Source organism: Bacteroidales bacterium (genome assembly GCA_016709865.1).
Classification (GTDB): Bacteria; Bacteroidota; Bacteroidia; order Bacteroidales; family VadinHA17; genus LD21.
The window spans coordinates 436,536-453,155 of sequence record JADJLX010000006.1 but is presented as its reverse complement, the minus strand read 5'-3'; the positions used below and the strand labels follow the sequence as shown (position 1 = coordinate 453,155).

The following is a 16,620-nucleotide window of genomic DNA, read 5'->3' as shown; positions in this document are numbered from 1 at the left end:
CCTTTGTGTTGACCTTTGTGTTCCTTTGTGGTAAAAATTAAAGCCCTTAACCACAAAGTAACACTAAGGGAAGCACTAAGGTACACGAAGGAAATCTAAAAATAAATCTTAGTAAGAAGAGCTCCTTATCTAAGAAATTCTTTTGCTGAGGCAAAGACTTTTTCAAAACAGTTATCGACTTTCTCACTTAAGGGTGAAGTTAAAATCGGGAATGGGTTTTCGTGGCAATATGCATATGGAAAATCCCATACATCAACAATGCTCTTACTCTTAAATTTATTCAAGGTTTCAACAACTGCTTTTGCAGGTATTACAAGGTCTTTTTGCAGAGTGATCGATTGAATCTGATTTCTCAATCTCTTCAGTACACTTTCCCGGAATGATTTGAACCTGCCAAAATCAATCATCGAACGGAAAGCCATTCCGACCTGACTTTTACTTAGAAAATCTGTTGCAGGTCCCCTCTCTTTAATGTTTTTTTCGAAATCATTAAGATAGTAGCTGTAAAGCCTTTCAAAGGCAAGACTATCCATTATCAGTTTTGAAGAGCCCTTCATCTGGCTGAGGACAGATCCTCCGCAAAAGATGAATAGCCGAGAATCAGTAAACAGTTTCTCGGGATTTCCCATCATAATTATCTCAGCCAGAAATGCGCCTATTGAATAGGCAAAAATGTCAATATTGCTGCTTTTCGGAATTACCTCATGCCGGCCTTCCTTTATGCTTTTAATTAGTACAACAATGTCATCGAGTGTCTGATGCCCCGAGTTAAAAAACCGGAGCGGATCCTCTGAAAGCCTTTCACTAAGTGCAATGTTTGCAAAACTCGACATGCTGATTTCTCCAAGAGTCGAATTCCTTTCTTTCATATGAGGTATCATCTCCCTTGGATCTTTCCATGATTCCGGCGACCTGTTAATATGAAATGAAATCGGGAACAGGATTACATAGCTGCCAGTGTTCTCTGCAAGCCAGAATGCCCAAACGAGGTATTTTACCCAGCTTCTTTCGTTTAATCCGTGAAGCAAAAGGATTACCTTATCGCTGTTTTTATCTGATGGAGTGAAAACCGGATATGAAAATGATCTGTTTTCAGGAATAAGTGTATCGTTTACATTTAAAAAACCTTCAGCAGGAATCTCTGAAAGAAATCTGATATTTCTGATACCAATGCCCGAATCAGGAATTGCTATTGTTTCTTTGTCAGAAGAGAAAACATTTTTGAGTTCACTGAAAGTTTTTGTATACTCCATAATCTTAAAATCCCTGTGTTTTAATGCAAAGAAAAACAGGCAGTTGGGAGCATCCAAATTAATGTTGCAGTTGGTATTCGATTGTGATGTAAATATGAAATATGGGATAAAATTCAATTATTTGGGATAGAATTTTTTTAAAGCTAATTTTGTATCAGGTAATAAATCTATAATGGCAGACCTACAAAAACCGATTCCTTCATATCTGAATGAAAAGCAGAATATAATCCGCCTGGTGATTTTTACCTCTGTTTTTGCGCTGGTATTTATTAATATTTATGCTCCTTTTGGTGCCGACAAATGGTTTAGTGTTACCCGACTAAAGTTTTTTACATATTCAAGTCTTACGATTCTTACAGGAGTTCTGGTTGTTGTAATCAGCCGGATGATAATGTTCAGGGTCGTCAAAAGGAAGCCTCTTCTCCTTTGGCAGTATCTGGTGTGGATTATAGCAGAAGTGGTTTCCATGGCATTATTCTATGCACTATTTGAAAAAGTATTTCTTAAAGATCCCAGGGAGTTTATTGAGCTGACAAAAATTTCGTCAAGACATACAGCCCTTGTCCTGTTACTTCCTTATTCCGTTTCGTGGCTCTATTTTTCATGGAAGGACAAAAAAGAGCAGATCGACAGACTGGCTGACCAGCAGACACCCAATTCGGGAAGCCGGGATATGATCCCGTTTTATGATGAAAAGGGTATTCTCAAATTTTCACTAAAAGCTGAAAATCTCTATTATATTGAATCGGCCGAGAATTACGTGAGTATCTGTTATCTCAATAAGGGCAAGGTTTCGAAATATCTGTTACGCGATACCCTTAAGAAGGCGGAAGAGATCTTTGCAGGGACTGAAATCATCAGGTGCCACAGATCATACATGGTTAATTTTGATAAGGTGAAAGTGATCAGGAAAGACAAGGATGGTCTCAGACTGGAACTTGACAACCCCGCTGTAATGGATATTCCTGTTTCAAAAACTTATGTAAGTTCGGTGATGCAGACATTCTCCAAATACTGCCAGATAAATGACAGGAGCTGATGATTTGTTCCGGGCAGTTTTGTTTGTCGGAATGAAATGCTACTTTTGAAAAAGCAATAAACTTCTTTAAGATGAATATTCTAATCCTCGGTTCAGGAGGCAGGGAGCATGCTCTTACCTGGAAATTGGCCCAAAGCAAAAAAGTTGACAAAATCTTTATAGGTCCGGGAAATGCAGGCACCTCAGATTACGGCATCAATCTAAACATTAATCCGCTGAATTTTCCTGAAGTAAAAAAGGCTGTCCTTGAAAATAATATTGAGTTAGTTATTGTTGGTCCGGAAGCTCCGCTTGTAGAGGGCATACACGATTACTTTCTTGCTGACAAAGATCTGAAAAGCATTCCGGTAGTTGGACCGGACAAATCTGCTGCCCGCCTCGAGGGAAGCAAGGATTTTGCCAAAGCTTTTCTTACAAGGCACAGAATACCTACTGCAGCTTATAAAAGTTTTGATAAATCGACATCAGCGGAAGTCCCGGGATTTCTCAGGACACTAAAACCACCTTATGTCATAAAAGCAGATGGGTTGGCTGCGGGAAAGGGCGTACTTATTATTGATGATATAAATGAAGCAGAGCAGGAGGTAATAGATATTCTCAGCGGGAAATTCGGTGCCGCCGGACAAAAAGTTGTTATAGAGGAGTTTCTGAAAGGCATCGAGCTGTCGGTGTTTGTTATAACCGACGGGATATCATATAAACTATTACCGGAAGCAAAAGATTATAAGAGAATAGGAGAAGGAGATACCGGACTTAATACAGGCGGAATGGGAGCCGTGTCGCCTGTGCCATTTGCCAGGGGCCCATTTATGGATAAGGTACTAAGCAGGATCATAGAACCTACCATGAAAGGATTATCTGAGGATGGGATAGTCTTTAAGGGTTTTATTTTCTTCGGACTTATTAATGTAGGTGGAGATCCATACGTTATTGAATACAATGCACGACTGGGCGACCCTGAATCAGAGGTAATTATACCACGCATTAAATCGGACCTGTTTGAACTTATTGAAGGTGTTGCAAAAGGCGACCTTGCTTCAAGGAAAATTGAGATTGATGAGAGGTTTGTTACTACCGTGATGCTTGTCTCCGGGGGCTATCCGGGCGATTATGAGAAAGGGAAAGCTATAAACGGTTTAGAGCTTGTCAGGAACAGTGTAGTGTTCCATGCAGGCACAAAAATGTCAGAGAATAAAGTAGTAACATCAGGCGGAAGGGTAATTGCCGTGAGTTCATGGGGTAGCACAATGCGGGAGGCACTGGAGTTATCATATGAAAATGCAGAAAAGATTGGATTTGAAGGAGTATATTACAGAAAGGATATTGGATTTGATTTATAGAAAAGATGCTCTTACGATTTTTTAAAGGGACAGGTCCGGGTGTTATCTTAGTTATTGTTGTAACCTTACTGGCTGTCTGGTTCAGACCGTTTATTCAGCTGGAAGGGCATTTTACTCTGTATTTTGATCTGAATCCAATGCCTCTTTATGGATTGATTTCATCACTTATAGGGACGAATCCGGTTCCCGGAATAATACTATCTCTGTCGCTAGTTTCCCTGATGGCTATTCTCATAGTAAATCTGAATTCAACGATCTTTTTTATTAATGAAAGAACATTTCTTCCAGCCTTTATTTATATTTTACTGAGTGGTCTGATACCTCAGTTTCAGCTGCTGAATCCTGCTATCTTCTCTTCATTTTTTTTAATGATCGCCATCAGGCGAATTATGGCAGCATACAGGATACAGGGAACTGCTTACAGTTTTTTTGATGCCGGAATCCTAATTGGTACCGGGACACTCTTCTATGCAAATCTAATCTGGTTCGGATTGTTGATAATAATCGGAATTGCTATTATGAGAACCGGGAATCTGAAAGAAATTGCAATCTCGGTCATTGGTCTGCTTACACCTTTTATAATGACAATCGGAATTTACTATGTTCTGGATAAGGACCTGGGAGAATTATTATCACTTTTTGAGTATAATCTTTTTGGAAAACTTACAAGTTATGATTTCTCCAGATTAATGATAGTTACCATTATTTATTTAGGCTTTGTCCTGATTGTGAGCATATCATATCTGCTGATGGTAATGAACACAAAGAAGATACAGGCACGAAAAACCTTCTTCATACTTATCTGGGTATTTTTAATTTCAGGATTAGTATATGTTATCCTGCCATCGGTGTCTGTAGAAATAATCTGGATCACTGGAATCCCTGTCAGTTATTTCCTGACACATTATTTTATTTTTTCCAGGAAGAAGTTGATTCCTGAAATCCTGTTTTCTGTCTTTTTTATTCTGGTTATAATGATACAGGTTTTGTATCTTTTCTGAGTATCTATTTAACCATAGATACTACGCCAACACCAGATCCCTGCTGGCCATTAGTGAAATCATAATTAAGCTGATACATGCCACTTTTATTGCATGTAAAATCAATGAAGGGATAAATCTTTCCGCTGTTCTTATCGTAGGAGGAGAGTACTACTTTGTTTGTTTCATCTTTTATGCTTAATATGAGCTGCCCTTTGGAATCTTCTGCGTTACACATTGTAAAGCGGTACTTTGTGTTTTTCCACAGCGACATATTTGCCTTATAGCGGAGTTCAGTAGGAGCAGCAGCTTTCCCAAGTTGTACCCGGAAGTCTTTCAGATATTTGGCATTCGCCCCTGCGTTTATTGCGCAGTTACTTACCAGCGGATCAGCAGTCTGTCCGTAGGACACTACCCCGATGAGTAAGAATGTTAAGACTACAATATATTTTTTCATACTAATTATTTATAATTAGCCTGTTTCTTATTTCCTTCATGATTGCAATAATACCATCAAGCTGTTCCTTTGACATTTCAACAACGCTTGTTTCGGTTTGTTCAACAACCAGGCCACCATCTTTTTCAACACTAATGGGATCTCCCTGTGTATAGGTTATCCTGATATCGCGGTAGACATCTTTTATATTCTGAAGATCTTTGCAAAGTGCGGTGAATTCCTGATCGCGGTTACAATACGGGCTGATCAGGAGGAGAAGATCATTCAGTATGATTTTCTGTTCACCTATCCGGTCTCTCAGCATTGTATCGGGGTATTGACTCACCACCTGGGTTGCCAGATACTGTCCCTCAATCCATACGCCAATAATCATCAGGGCTGATAACTGTCCCCGTTCATTTTCCCTGAGATATGTATCTATCTGTGAATATGAATCAATCGAAATGAAAAGAAGTGAATCAAGATTTGATTTATTCTGTGATAACCTCTTTATTGCTTCAAAATCAAAAAACTGACCAACCTTAATGTCATCGGCTAATTTTCTGATGGATGATAGAACATCAAGGGAATTGCCGGTTTTTTCATACATATTCAGGTACCCGAGATCAGCTCCCAGAATGCCCAGCTTGAGAGCTTTATCGAAGCTTGTACTCTGTTTATTGGCATCAATTGAAGTAGCCAGATAATTTTGTGAAAAGGGAACCTCCAGCATCTGCAGCAGATTAGCAATTTCAACAGGTGATGAAATGTTTTTGGAGATATCTGCAATCGCTTCAGGACTGAGCTTCTCCGCTTCAGATAATGGTATAGAATCTAATTCAGGAAAAACAAATTCATTGTTTTTGCTGGATGAATTTCTGCATGAGAAAATAGCAACAATTACTAACAAAATGAAACCTACCTTTATTTTCATCAGGATGATATAAGGGTTAATACAAAAATACAAAAAAACAGATTACCAATTCATTAATTATTTATTTTCGGAACTTAAAATTCTCAAAGAACCTTACAGCTTTCCCAAGCAACTCATAATAAAGGGTAATATAAAGGAAAACTGTGCTTAGCAATACTAGTGTTATATTAAACAAGAAAGTATCTGTTTTAATACCAAAGAAAAACTTTGCAGGAGCATAAAAATGGGTTCGGAAGCTCAGGATCCCATTGTATGAAGGATTGAGATATACCGGATCGACGTTCTGAACTATTTTGTTATTGTAGATCAGATATTTATTTCTTTCATAGGGCTTTGTGACAATCTCTTCAAGTTTTTGATTGTAATATTCATTCTCCCACCTTTTTAATTTGACACTATTTTCTGCCATATTATAAAAGCGGTCTTTTCTGTCACTTGCTGCATTGGAAATTTTGCTGCAGGCTTTATCCATCCTGTCCAGATATCTTAAAAGTGAATCGGCTATTCCCGGATTGAATTCATACGGTGTAAGGTCATTTAAATAGCTGAATTCGGGTAAATCTGTAGCCATAGCAAGTTTAGCCAGTTCTCCTTTCAGAAGGTCAAGTTTACTGAATTGACGTCTTGGGGTTTTTAGCAGAACATCTGGCTGATTACCAATATTCTTAGGGTTGTTCCTGTATTCTGTGAGTGTTGTTTCAAGGGCATCTCGCAGAGCTGGTATTCTATGTGTTTTGTTAAATTCAGCTTCACTTATCGTCTTTTTGAGAAGATAAAATGTTTCCCCGTTCTTGTCATACAATACCTTGCTGTAGCGGTTATCCTTAAACTGTGTTACAATCAGAGCCTCGTACGTCCATCTGGTTGGCATTATTTCGGCAATGAGTGGAACCTTTTCAACATTCCCGATTTTTCGGTTTAGCTTATCGAAAGGGAACATAGCACCGCTTAATACCATCATAGGGATAATAACCAGGGGTATGACAATATAAATAGTTATAGCCGAGTTGAATGAAGCGGATATGTTCAGCCCCAGCATATTGGCACAGAATGCTGTAGTGAAAAGGGCCAGCCAGTAGTTTAGATACATCCCTTTTATTCCAAGTATCGGATTGGCAATGAGAACAAAAAGAAGTACCTGAATTGAAGATATAAATATCAGAATAGCTACTTTTGAGAGCAGGTAACCTGAGCGGCTGAGATTCAGAAATCTTTCCCGTTTAAGAATTTTTCTGTCACGGAATATTTCCTCAGCGCTAATTGTTAATCCCAGGAAGAGGGCGACAATAAGACTCATGAAAATATAGATAGGTATATTTTCATTTTCAGCGAAGATATAGACTGTTGAGTCAGGATCAGGGATATATCTGATTATGAAAGAAAGAACAAAGCCAAGAATCGGAGCTTCCAGAAGTGTTAACAGAACATATTGTTTATTGGCAATTTTGCTCTTGAAATCTCTTGAGAGATAAATCACCAACTGGTTAAAAACATCCGGACGCTGGAGATTTTTATGAGGTGGTTCTTTTACATCAATGATGCCCTTGTAGGGATGTTTTGCAGTATATGCTGCTGCCCACTCTTTGGGTTTGACTTTACGCTTTTCAGTATATTTTCCGAATTCGTCAACAACCTGGGTTTCAATGATATTAAAGATAGTTTCAGGATTTACATTGCCGCATGAAGGGCATTCCCCCACATTTGAGTTAATCTGTGCATCAAGTGTTTTAAAATAGATAACTGAATCGACCGGATTGCCATAGTATGCCATACAACCGCCCTGATCGAGGATAATAACTTTGTCAAACATCTTAAAGATCTCCGAAGAGGGCTGGTGAATTACTGTAAAAATCAGCTTGCCCTTTAATGTAAGATCACGCAACAGATCCATCAGGTTTTCTGAATCCCTGGAGGAGAGTCCCGAGGTCGGTTCATCAAGGAAGAGAACTGACGGCTCCCTGATTAACTCCAGCGCAATATTTAACCTTTTTCTTTGCCCCCCGCTTATTACCTTATTGAATGGTGATCCAACCTTTAGTTCCCTTTTTTCATAAAGACCAAGATTTGAAAGGGTGTGGTCGACCAGGACATTAGTCTCTTCTTTTGATTGATCCCTGAAGCATTGACGGGCAGCATAATACAGGTTTTCAAAAACAGTAAGGTCTTCAATCAGCAGATCATCCTGAGGTACATAACCAAAAACTCCTTCAAGATCCTTACTGTTGCCTGTTACATCGAGTCCGTTAATTTTTACTGTACCGGATGTAGGCTTCTGAATACCGCTCATCAGGTTCAGAAGTGTTGTTTTCCCTGACCCGCTGGCTCCCATTATGCCGATAAGCTTGCCCTCTTCAATTGAAAAGCTGACATTATCTACTGCAGCATGACCTTCCCTGAAATTGTAAGTAAGATTCTCAACGGAGAATGAGATCTTATGAATAATCACATCAGACAGGAAGCTTGAACTTATATCACTGTAATAGATTGCATGTCCTGAATTTGATTTTATCGATCCCCCCTTGGCAAAAGTGTAAACGTTGCCTGATCTGATAGGTAATCCGTTAAGATAGAGCTGATCGTTTGAGATATATTTTATGAAGTAGAGATCTACGCTGGCAATACGAAGAACAATAATTCTGGTATCCTTATATCCGGTAGCCATTCTTTTGCAGAGCTCGCATTCTTCATCGCCGGGACTCAAGACCAGGATTGCAGGATTAATAAGTTCTTCCGGGAGATCATTTTTTACAAATTGCTCTGTTGCGGCAAATTCATCGGATGAGATCTTGAATACTTCGGCAACTGTATTGATTATGTTCATCCTCTGAAGGGTGAACTGTCGGTCGGCGTTTACAAGTTCGTATAGCCTCATCAGAACAACAACTTTCTGTTCCTGATTAAGTGTACGGTTGATTTTTTTGCAGATCCCGAGAATTTTTACCGAGTCTTTAACCGAAGGAGCTAAAGATTCTTTGACAGCAGCTCTTTTTATTACCGGACCCGCGTGTTCATCAAAGAGAGCCATGTACTCTTCAACTGTTTCACGTGTAAGCTGTTTGTTAAGGAAACCGGACACATATTCACGCTCATTCATGAGTATCCCGCCATCCTGTTTAACAATCAGGGCGAACAATTCCATTAGCGCCTTTAGGATCTCTTCACTCATAAATCAGATGTGATATTCTGCATAGATAAAAACCGAAGTTAAAAAAAATTCTAATGTTTTTTAATTAATGGCCTGACAAAATTTCTGCTTATCCATCCGGGAACTAATAATGCTCCAATGATAAGATAAGGATAATATGTAATTATTCTCCAGATAATTGCGATGGCAAGTGCTATACTTCCGGCTATAGCTGCTTCATAGGGTAACTGATCTGAAATATACCGTCCGAGTATCAATTCTGCGAACCCGCTTCCCCCGGGTGATGGGCTAATTATCATCATAATCCATGTAACTAGTTGTCGTGCAAAAATTAAAAAATGATCATTTATTACAAAGAAAGCTACGATGATTGCATTAACCACCCAATATCTGGATGTCCATGAAAGGAAGGTAGCCAAAATAGCCTTCAGCCAGAATGAAAAAGATTTCTTCTTCAATTCAACAGAACTCTCAATTATATCATTTCCAGCCTTTTCTGCCGATTCTTTCCATCGACGTATAACAGGCAGGCTAAATATCTTTATTAGCAGTTTACCAATTCCGGCAGGATTGAAAAAGAGGCCATAACCAACCAGAATAACCCAAACAAGAATTACACCATACCCAATTGCTGTAATTGTGATCAGTTCATTCAGAAAGGAGAGACCAGTTCCCTGAAGAGTTGTTGTGAAAAGAGCCTCTTTCCCTACAATAAGCAAAATAACGGGTAGAAGTATCACAAAATATAATTCATCAAGAAATGAGGTGGCAAGAACAACAGCAGTACTTCTTCCGACGGACATGCCTTCCTTATTAAGAAATACAACTGCAACGGCTGTTCCCCCTACCGTTGAAGGTGTTATTGCAGATGTAAATTCCCATAACATTATCACCCTGAAAGCTTGCTTCCATGTAAGATCATTGTCAGATAATATTCTTATTCTGATAATATAGCCAAGGTCTCTGCAAACCATGCATAACCATGCGACAAAAATCCAGAAAGCCGACTTCCATGTAAACACGAGCTTGCTGAGCACCTCCGCGCTGATGTCTTTGGATATAAGCCAGCCGACAACTGCAAGCCCCAGCAAAATCGGCAAGATTATTTTACCTGGTTTAAGCTTGCTGACAAGATGGTAATGGTTGTCGTGGGTCATAAGCTGAAAAACCTTAAAGATGGCAAAAAATCAGCTCATATGCAATTTAATAGTTAATGTAGGGAAGGGTCGCGACCCTTCCCTGCACTAAACATCGACCCTGCCATTCATAAAACATCGATCCTTCTTTACCCGGTTCAGATATCAAAAACTACGATTCAGGCAGTTTTTTTAACGGCCCTGCATAATTATTTTTTTATTAGACCAACACTGGTTTTACTTTGATCGTGAATTAATGTTTAACTATAAATAATAAGACAATGAAAAAAAATTGGAACCAGCGTTTAAGTGGAATGTTTATGATCTCTTTTTTTCTGATCTCATCAGTGCTGAGTGGTCAGAGCGAAAAAGCATTTATGAAAAAGTACCTTACTAAAATCCCAAACGTAGCAGTAAGTAATCCGCAGTCAAAGTACAGAATGACAGCTGTTTATACTAACAGAGATCTGTATGGTAATTTCATGGATAAGAAAAAAATTTCCGGGGAATATACCAGAGGTCTGGAAAATGGATTTGCAGAATGGAACAATGTTTACATAGCTACATCATCTGATTTTATGAAGCCATTTACTTCAGGAACAAAGCAGGAATATATTGAAAACTTCAAATATGTTCCTTCATCTGAAATGCTTTCAAAGGATGCGTTTAAAGGATTCCCTCCAACACCAGAGAGTGTATATGCCAAAAATCTTATTTGGGACATGCTGATGATTGAAAACTTTGCAAGAGATTATTCTGACTCCTTACGGCTGAACAAAACCTATATAATACCTGAAATTTCAGGTGCATTTGAAATGGAGAATATCGGGAATTATTCTCAGATCAGTATTCAAATCTGTTGGACAGGAGTATCTGTTGTAAACGGAAAGATGTGTGCTGTTCTTGAATACAGGGCACTTGATAATAAGATCGAACTAAGTATGGATCAGCTCAAAACACGTGGTACTGAACAGTATTGGGGAACCACCTGGGTGGCTCTTGATGATAAGCAGGTAGAATATGCTGAAGTTTATGGCGGCACTCTCCAGGAAATTGAAATTACAGGTATGCAGAATAAATTTCTTGTTAAAACAATCAGGGAACTATGGGTAGAGAGAATTCAATAAAGTGATGTAAATTTGTTACTACTATGAAAAAGCTTACTGCAGAATATTTACTGAATCAGAGCAGACCAATATCACACATTCTGTTCTTTATGATTGCCCTGGTAACCGTAACCGTTGTTTCAATGAATGAAGAAACGCTGGATTCGTTTTCCGAAAAGCTTCAGTTCTTTATACTTCTTTTTATTCAGCTTGAAGTATTTTTATTTATAGCCGGGAAATTGTTTGCTGGTCTTGAAACAGGTAAGACCAGGGCTGAGATTACGGGTATTATTGTTACCCGTTTCGTTCTTTTTATTATAGCATGTTTCATAGCAGCCATTATAATATACCTGTTATTCAAATACATTACCGCCTGGATAACCGGTAGCGATCTTAACCATGTCTTAAATAATTTTCTGGTAAATGAATTTAACGGTTGGTTTAAATCAACAATCGGAGGACTCACTTTTGGTGCGATAGTATTTATCATTATACAATGGCAGGCTGCACTCCAGCGGGAACAAAAATTAAGAGAGGAAAATCTTATATTTCAGAATGAAACTTTGAAGAACCAGATTAATCCACATTTCCTTTTCAACAGTTTGAATACACTCTCCTCACTTATCTCTTCTCAGCCTGAAACAGCTGATAAGTTTATAAGCCGCCTCTCTGCAATTTACCGCTATATACTTGAAAATAGTCAAAAGGATAAAGTATCTCTAAGTGATGAACTGGCCTTTATAAGCGATTATTTTTTCCTTCATCAGATCAGAGATGAGGATAAAATTATGCTTGATATAGCGATCGCTGATCAGAATAAGTATTTTATAATGCCTGTTTCACTTCAGATTCTGGTTGAAAACGCTATCAATCATAATATGGCCACACGCGAGAATCCGCTAAAGATTTCAATTTACCTTGAGGCTGATTATATTGTTGTTAAGAACAATCTGCAAAAGAAAACAATCCCGTTAAAATCTACACAGATTGGGCTCAGGAACTTATCTGAGAGAGTAAAGATCATTACAGGAAAAAACATAATCATTGAAGAAACAGGCACTCTCTTTATAGTAAAAATTCCACTTCTGCCATGAACATTCTAATTGTAGAAAATGAAAAACCGGCAGCCGAAAGAATAATCAGGATGCTAGGTAAGACAGACCGGACAATAACAATTTCCGGCATACTTGAGACTGTTGAAGGTACTGCGAACTGGTTCCAGACAAATCCCCGTCCCGATCTTATACTAATGGATATTCAGCTGGATGATGGGCTTTGTTTTGAAATATTTGACATAATTAATATTGAGATCCCTGTGATATTCACAACGGCTTATGATGAATATACGCTTAAAGCATTCAAAGTTAACAGCGTAGATTACCTTCTTAAACCAATTGATGAGAAGCTGCTTAAAGCTGCGCTGGAAAAATTTAAAAAACTATACACACAGACGGACCCGTTTAAGAGAGATTTCAAGCAGCTTTTATATGAATTCAGGAATCAGTATAAGTCGAGGTTCCTTATTAGGATAGGAGAGAAGTACAGATCTGTAACCACAAGGGAGGTGAGCCATTTTCATATCAGTGAGCGCAATGTTTTTCTGACAGATTTTAATGGCAAGGATTATGGAGTTGACAGTTCTCTCGAAGAATTGCAGGGAATGCTTGATCCGCGAAAATTTTTCAGAATAAACCGTGAGTGTATTGTCAATATAGATGCAATAACTCTTATGCACAGCTATTCCTCGAGCAGGTTGCAGCTTACGATAAAAGACAGGGAAAAGAGCGATCTCTTTGTTGTCAGTCGCGAGAAGGTGGCAGATTTTAAAAAATGGATTGACCGGTGATTTCAGTTTTCTTATTGAAAATTTAGAGTTTGTCAACCTCAAAGGTTTCATTAATCTTTAAGACACCTCACTGAAAATCCGTATGATCTATTGAAACTGAGACTTCCAACCTCGTTGTTATTGTATGACATATTCCGCGACCATGCTGATGAAGCATCCGATGGAGTGGAGCTCCACCAGAAACCATAACTACCCAAACTGAAGTAATTACCTGCCAGATAGCGATACCCTCCTGGAAGGGATTTAAATTCGGTTTCAACAGGGATTCCGTTAGATGATCCAAGCCAATTCCCTTTCTCCTGCTCTTTTAACTTTCCGCCGGCTATCGATTCCCCTCCCAGAAATGTGGTAAGGGTTGTCCATTCGGCATCTGTTGGCACATGCCAGCCCTTCGGGCACAGTTTGCCGCTGTTAACAGCATACCAGTTATATAACGTTCCGTAAAGAACCTTATTTATATTTTCATTTTTATAGCTGCAATATGCGGGAGATGATGTGTTTGACCAGACAGTATTGTCAGTAACCAGAGGTATAGGGGTACCATCATTAAAACTATCTGTCCTGAGATTCTCTTTCATCCAGATCTGGTTACCAATAGTTACTGTCGGGAAACTGAAAACCTCAGGCAGCACTTCCGAATTTGTTTTGATTGGTATGGATTCCAATGGTTTTTCCTTTTTCTCAATCGCCGGTATTTTCACCGGATGAAAATAGAAATCTCCTGTTAGGGAGGTAGATTCCCATGGCATTTGTTGGTTCTGCGATTTAAGCGCAACTATATTCCTGACATTCTGGAACATCTGAAGAATTGTAAAATCAGGGATTTTCATACTTTCCAGGATTGCAGAAGTATATAAACCATTCTTCCCGCTTCCGTCTGATGCGGTACTCCCCGGCGCTGTTGCATAGGCAATCAGAGTTCCTTTCGGGGCACTCATAAAGGCTAGTCCTGCACTTGTAGCAGAACGGTTCCAGCTTCGTTCAAAAGGATTATTCCGGCAGGCATCAAGGATAATAATATTTACAATTGTACCTGAAGTTTCCATTAGCGAGAGAACCCTGTCAGCACGTACACAATCATATTCAACCTGTGGTTCATTCTGAATCTTTGCATCAACCGGTATAAGATAGTTAAACCCTTTTGCCTGGATCCCGTGTCCTGCATAGTAGAACAATCCAACGTCATAGTTCTTTAGTTTCATGCCAAAATCATCAATAACCTCCTTAATTTTACCCTGACTAAGGTTTTCATACTCCATCACAGTAAAACCAACATTCTGAAGGGCTTCTTTCATAGCTCTTGCATCATTTTCGGGATTAGCCAGAACACTTGAAGAGTAGTTCCCGTTACCAATTACCAGGGCTAGTCTCTTTTGGGATGTTGCATTACTATTTGAAAGTGGTTGTGATAATGATATTAATGGCAAAAAGGAAATAACCAAGACAATAAAATAAGACCATTTGCTCATTTGCAGAAAAATTAGAATATTTTCAATATCATTTGTTCCTTAGTTAAAGTCACCTAATCCATAAATACTTCCATCTGGATTTTTTTGAGGTTGCCAGGTCCGGACATGAATTATTGGCAAGTCAGGATTATTAAGATCAACCATAAGGAAAAGATACCCTTCATCTCCATAATTTGTTGAGCTATAATTCTGTCTGATCTGGATCCCATAGATTTCGCCACCTTTGCCTGATTTACGGATTTCGTTATCTTCAAATTTGAGGTTTATGAATTCATTGCTCTGAAAAGAAAGTTTTAGATTTTTCAAGTATTCTGTTTTTGTATACCTGTTATACCTTATTATTCTGTTGTCAAGATATTTGTTGCCATCATCTGTTGCTGTCCTAAGAACAGATCCTACAATAATCAGGGCATCATCAGAGAAAATGCTTTCTATATACGACAGCCTTTTGAGAGCATATGCCGTTTTGTAATTTTCAAGGAAAGTAACAAGTACCAATCTCACCTTTTCGTTCCATGTGTCTTTATTTACGATGTCGTTAAGGGCTTGATTGCTAAGCCCAAAGGAGAGGTTGAAAATTTTTCCTGAACTGTTAAAATGAAAGACGATATCCTCTACAAATTGTTTGTAATTATTTGCGAATTTAAAATTCATGGGTATAGAGCGACAGATTACATCATCTCCAAATCGAACAAACCTGTATGATGGTATTCCAAGTATTCTTGCCTGACCGTACTGAACAAGATCCTGAAACATTTTAAAACCCTCCGGTGTGAAATCATTTATAATTGTATTAAAGTCGCGTGTTTTAAAAGAGGCAGTAACTCTCCCCATAACCTGTTCAAATGGAACATGTTCTTCTTCAGGCAAAACCGAGATTGAACGACTAAGCCACGATGAATCACTCGCAACTGTTTTTTTTGCAATTATACCTTGTACATTTAAGTTCCCTGGAGCATCTCCTCTTTTGGCTATTAATGAACTGTTTCTATATGGTACAGGATCAAGAATTCTCATCACATCACGCAATTCGCTATCGATGGTTGCCTCTTCCTCAAAGATGTACTCAATTTTGAGTTTTACGTCGTCTTTGGCAGATGTGAAGTTTGCAAAATCAACATACCCCAATCCATCTTTTGCACTGATGATATTTGACCAGGTATTTCCATCCCAAAAACTATAATCCAGGTTTGATACAGGAATGTTATGGAAATATATATTCAGATTTATACTTAATGAAGTGCCTGGAGTATTTGTGTCAGCAACCATTACTGATAAACCTGTAAAAATGCTATTAATTTGAATAGGCAGCCATGTAGCTAAAAGATTTTGCATCTGATTATCTGAAGTTAAATCAATAGAGCTTCCATCAGGATGGCTTCTGAGAAGTGTAAACGCCCAGTAGTAATATCTCAGTGCGTCTGAAATTTTGTTGTTTTTAAGGGCATCCATTCCTTCTTCAGTCAGGCCTATGATCTTATTCTTTCTTTCGGCAAAAATATTATCCGTGTTAATACGTTTCATGTAGTGAAACACTCTGGCATCAGGCTCATTGCTAACTACTATCTTCTCACTATTTTTGAGCAATGGTCCGGAGTAAGTACGCATTATTGAGTTAAATACTTCCGTAAAGTTATTATCAATGTCTGCCAGATTAAACTCGCTTTTCAGCAGAAGAAACTTACTTTTATACATTGAAGCGATCTGCTCAAGAATCATAGATGAAGCCATCTGTTCAGCTTTCTTAAGAGTAGTTCCGCTTCCTTCGCCCCAGATATAGGTTATGGTATCAGATTTAATCTGTTCAATTGATTGTGAGAACAGGCTGATATTAAATGCTAAACAGATGAGAAGACAGTAGATTTTTTTCACGGTAACAGCATTTGAAATTCAAAAATAGGATAAAAAATTTAGAAATCATAACAGAGAGAAGTTC

General features: G+C 38.5%; 13 protein-coding genes. 6 read left to right on the top strand and 7 right to left on the bottom strand.

Annotated features, from left to right (window positions below):
* Nucleotides 1-125: 125 nt before the first annotated feature.
* Nucleotides 126-1,253: a hypothetical protein gene (locus IPJ16_18195; GenBank protein MBK7629098.1), complete on the bottom strand. Its 1,128-nt coding sequence runs from the start codon at nucleotides 1,251-1,253 to the stop codon at nucleotides 126-128.
* 172 nt (nucleotides 1,254-1,425) lie between these two features.
* Between IPJ16_18195 and IPJ16_18190 the strand changes: the two genes are divergently transcribed.
* The 3 genes from IPJ16_18190 (at nucleotide 1,426) to IPJ16_18180 (ending at nucleotide 4,633) form a co-directional block, all read left to right on the top strand.
* The gene (locus tag IPJ16_18190; protein MBK7629097.1) at nucleotides 1,426-2,292 is read left to right on the top strand and encodes a LytTR family transcriptional regulator; all 867 of its coding nucleotides are present in this window, start codon (nucleotides 1,426-1,428) and stop codon (nucleotides 2,290-2,292) included.
* A gap of 71 nt (nucleotides 2,293-2,363) precedes the next feature.
* A complete protein-coding gene (gene purD / locus IPJ16_18185) occupies nucleotides 2,364-3,632 on the top strand; it encodes a phosphoribosylamine--glycine ligase (protein ID MBK7629096.1) in 1,269 nt (422 codons plus the stop codon).
* A 5-nt stretch (nucleotides 3,633-3,637) separates the two neighbouring features.
* Nucleotides 3,638-4,633: a hypothetical protein gene (locus tag IPJ16_18180; protein ID MBK7629095.1), complete on the top strand. Its 996-nt coding sequence runs from the start codon at nucleotides 3,638-3,640 to the stop codon at nucleotides 4,631-4,633.
* 4 nt (nucleotides 4,634-4,637) lie between these two features.
* Here IPJ16_18180 and IPJ16_18175 read toward each other — a convergent pair whose 3' ends face one another.
* From IPJ16_18175 to IPJ16_18160, 4 genes are all read right to left on the bottom strand, one after another.
* On the bottom strand, nucleotides 4,638-5,069 hold the full coding sequence (locus IPJ16_18175; GenBank protein MBK7629094.1) for a hypothetical protein: 432 nt from the start codon (nucleotides 5,067-5,069) through the stop codon (nucleotides 4,638-4,640).
* 1 nt (nucleotide 5,070) lies between these two features.
* Complete coding sequence (locus tag IPJ16_18170) at nucleotides 5,071-5,982, bottom strand: hypothetical protein (protein MBK7629093.1); 912 nt, start codon at nucleotides 5,980-5,982, stop codon at nucleotides 5,071-5,073.
* A gap of 61 nt (nucleotides 5,983-6,043) precedes the next feature.
* On the bottom strand, nucleotides 6,044-9,121 hold the full coding sequence (locus IPJ16_18165) for an ATP-binding cassette domain-containing protein (protein ID MBK7629092.1): 3,078 nt from the start codon (nucleotides 9,119-9,121) through the stop codon (nucleotides 6,044-6,046).
* Nucleotides 9,122-9,198: 77 nt separating this feature from the next.
* A complete protein-coding gene (locus IPJ16_18160) occupies nucleotides 9,199-10,284 on the bottom strand; it encodes a flippase-like domain-containing protein (GenBank protein MBK7629091.1) in 1,086 nt (361 codons plus the stop codon).
* 260 nt (nucleotides 10,285-10,544) lie between these two features.
* Between IPJ16_18160 and IPJ16_18155 the strand changes: the two genes are divergently transcribed.
* From IPJ16_18155 to IPJ16_18145, 3 genes are read left to right on the top strand one after another with little or no spacing between them, the layout of a single operon-like run.
* Entirely contained in the window at nucleotides 10,545-11,390 is an 846-nt protein-coding gene (locus IPJ16_18155) for a hypothetical protein (GenBank protein ID MBK7629090.1), read from the top strand.
* A 23-nt stretch (nucleotides 11,391-11,413) separates the two neighbouring features.
* Nucleotides 11,414-12,463 carry a histidine kinase gene (locus tag IPJ16_18150; GenBank protein MBK7629089.1) on the top strand — a complete coding sequence of 350 codons (1,050 nt, stop codon included), beginning with the start codon at nucleotides 11,414-11,416 and terminating at the stop codon, nucleotides 12,461-12,463.
* Nucleotides 12,460-13,215: a response regulator transcription factor gene (locus IPJ16_18145; protein MBK7629088.1), complete on the top strand. Its 756-nt coding sequence runs from the start codon at nucleotides 12,460-12,462 to the stop codon at nucleotides 13,213-13,215. Before IPJ16_18150 ends, IPJ16_18145 begins: the two co-directional genes overlap by 4 nt.
* Before the next feature lie 50 nt (nucleotides 13,216-13,265).
* Here IPJ16_18145 and IPJ16_18140 read toward each other — a convergent pair whose 3' ends face one another.
* Nucleotides 13,266-14,684 carry a caspase family protein gene (locus tag IPJ16_18140; GenBank protein ID MBK7629087.1) on the bottom strand — a complete coding sequence of 473 codons (1,419 nt, stop codon included), beginning with the start codon at nucleotides 14,682-14,684 and terminating at the stop codon, nucleotides 13,266-13,268.
* Nucleotides 14,685-14,723: 39 nt separating this feature from the next.
* A complete protein-coding gene (locus tag IPJ16_18135; GenBank protein ID MBK7629086.1) occupies nucleotides 14,724-16,556 on the bottom strand; it encodes a hypothetical protein in 1,833 nt (610 codons plus the stop codon).
* Between the last annotated feature and the right edge of the window lie 64 nt (nucleotides 16,557-16,620).

Excerpts from the sequence above, each read along its gene's own strand:
- IPJ16_18195 (MBK7629098.1), bottom strand. The coding sequence starts at position 1,253 with ATGGAGTATACAAAAACTTTCAGTGAACTCAAAAATGTTTTCTCTTCT.
- IPJ16_18190 (MBK7629097.1), top strand. The coding sequence starts at position 1,426 with ATGGCAGACCTACAAAAACCGATTCCTTCATATCTGAATGAAAAGCAG.
- purD (MBK7629096.1), top strand. The coding sequence starts at position 2,364 with ATGAATATTCTAATCCTCGGTTCAGGAGGCAGGGAGCATGCTCTTACC.
- IPJ16_18180 (MBK7629095.1), top strand. The coding sequence starts at position 3,638 with ATGCTCTTACGATTTTTTAAAGGGACAGGTCCGGGTGTTATCTTAGTT.
- IPJ16_18175 (MBK7629094.1), bottom strand. The coding sequence starts at position 5,069 with ATGAAAAAATATATTGTAGTCTTAACATTCTTACTCATCGGGGTAGTG.
- IPJ16_18170 (MBK7629093.1), bottom strand. The coding sequence starts at position 5,982 with ATGAAAATAAAGGTAGGTTTCATTTTGTTAGTAATTGTTGCTATTTTC.
- IPJ16_18165 (MBK7629092.1), bottom strand. The coding sequence starts at position 9,121 with ATGGAATTGTTCGCCCTGATTGTTAAACAGGATGGCGGGATACTCATG.
- IPJ16_18160 (MBK7629091.1), bottom strand. The coding sequence starts at position 10,284 with ATGACCCACGACAACCATTACCATCTTGTCAGCAAGCTTAAACCAGGT.
- IPJ16_18155 (MBK7629090.1), top strand. The coding sequence starts at position 10,545 with ATGAAAAAAAATTGGAACCAGCGTTTAAGTGGAATGTTTATGATCTCT.
- IPJ16_18150 (MBK7629089.1), top strand. The coding sequence starts at position 11,414 with ATGAAAAAGCTTACTGCAGAATATTTACTGAATCAGAGCAGACCAATA.
- IPJ16_18145 (MBK7629088.1), top strand. The coding sequence starts at position 12,460 with ATGAACATTCTAATTGTAGAAAATGAAAAACCGGCAGCCGAAAGAATA.
- IPJ16_18140 (MBK7629087.1), bottom strand. The coding sequence starts at position 14,684 with ATGAGCAAATGGTCTTATTTTATTGTCTTGGTTATTTCCTTTTTGCCA.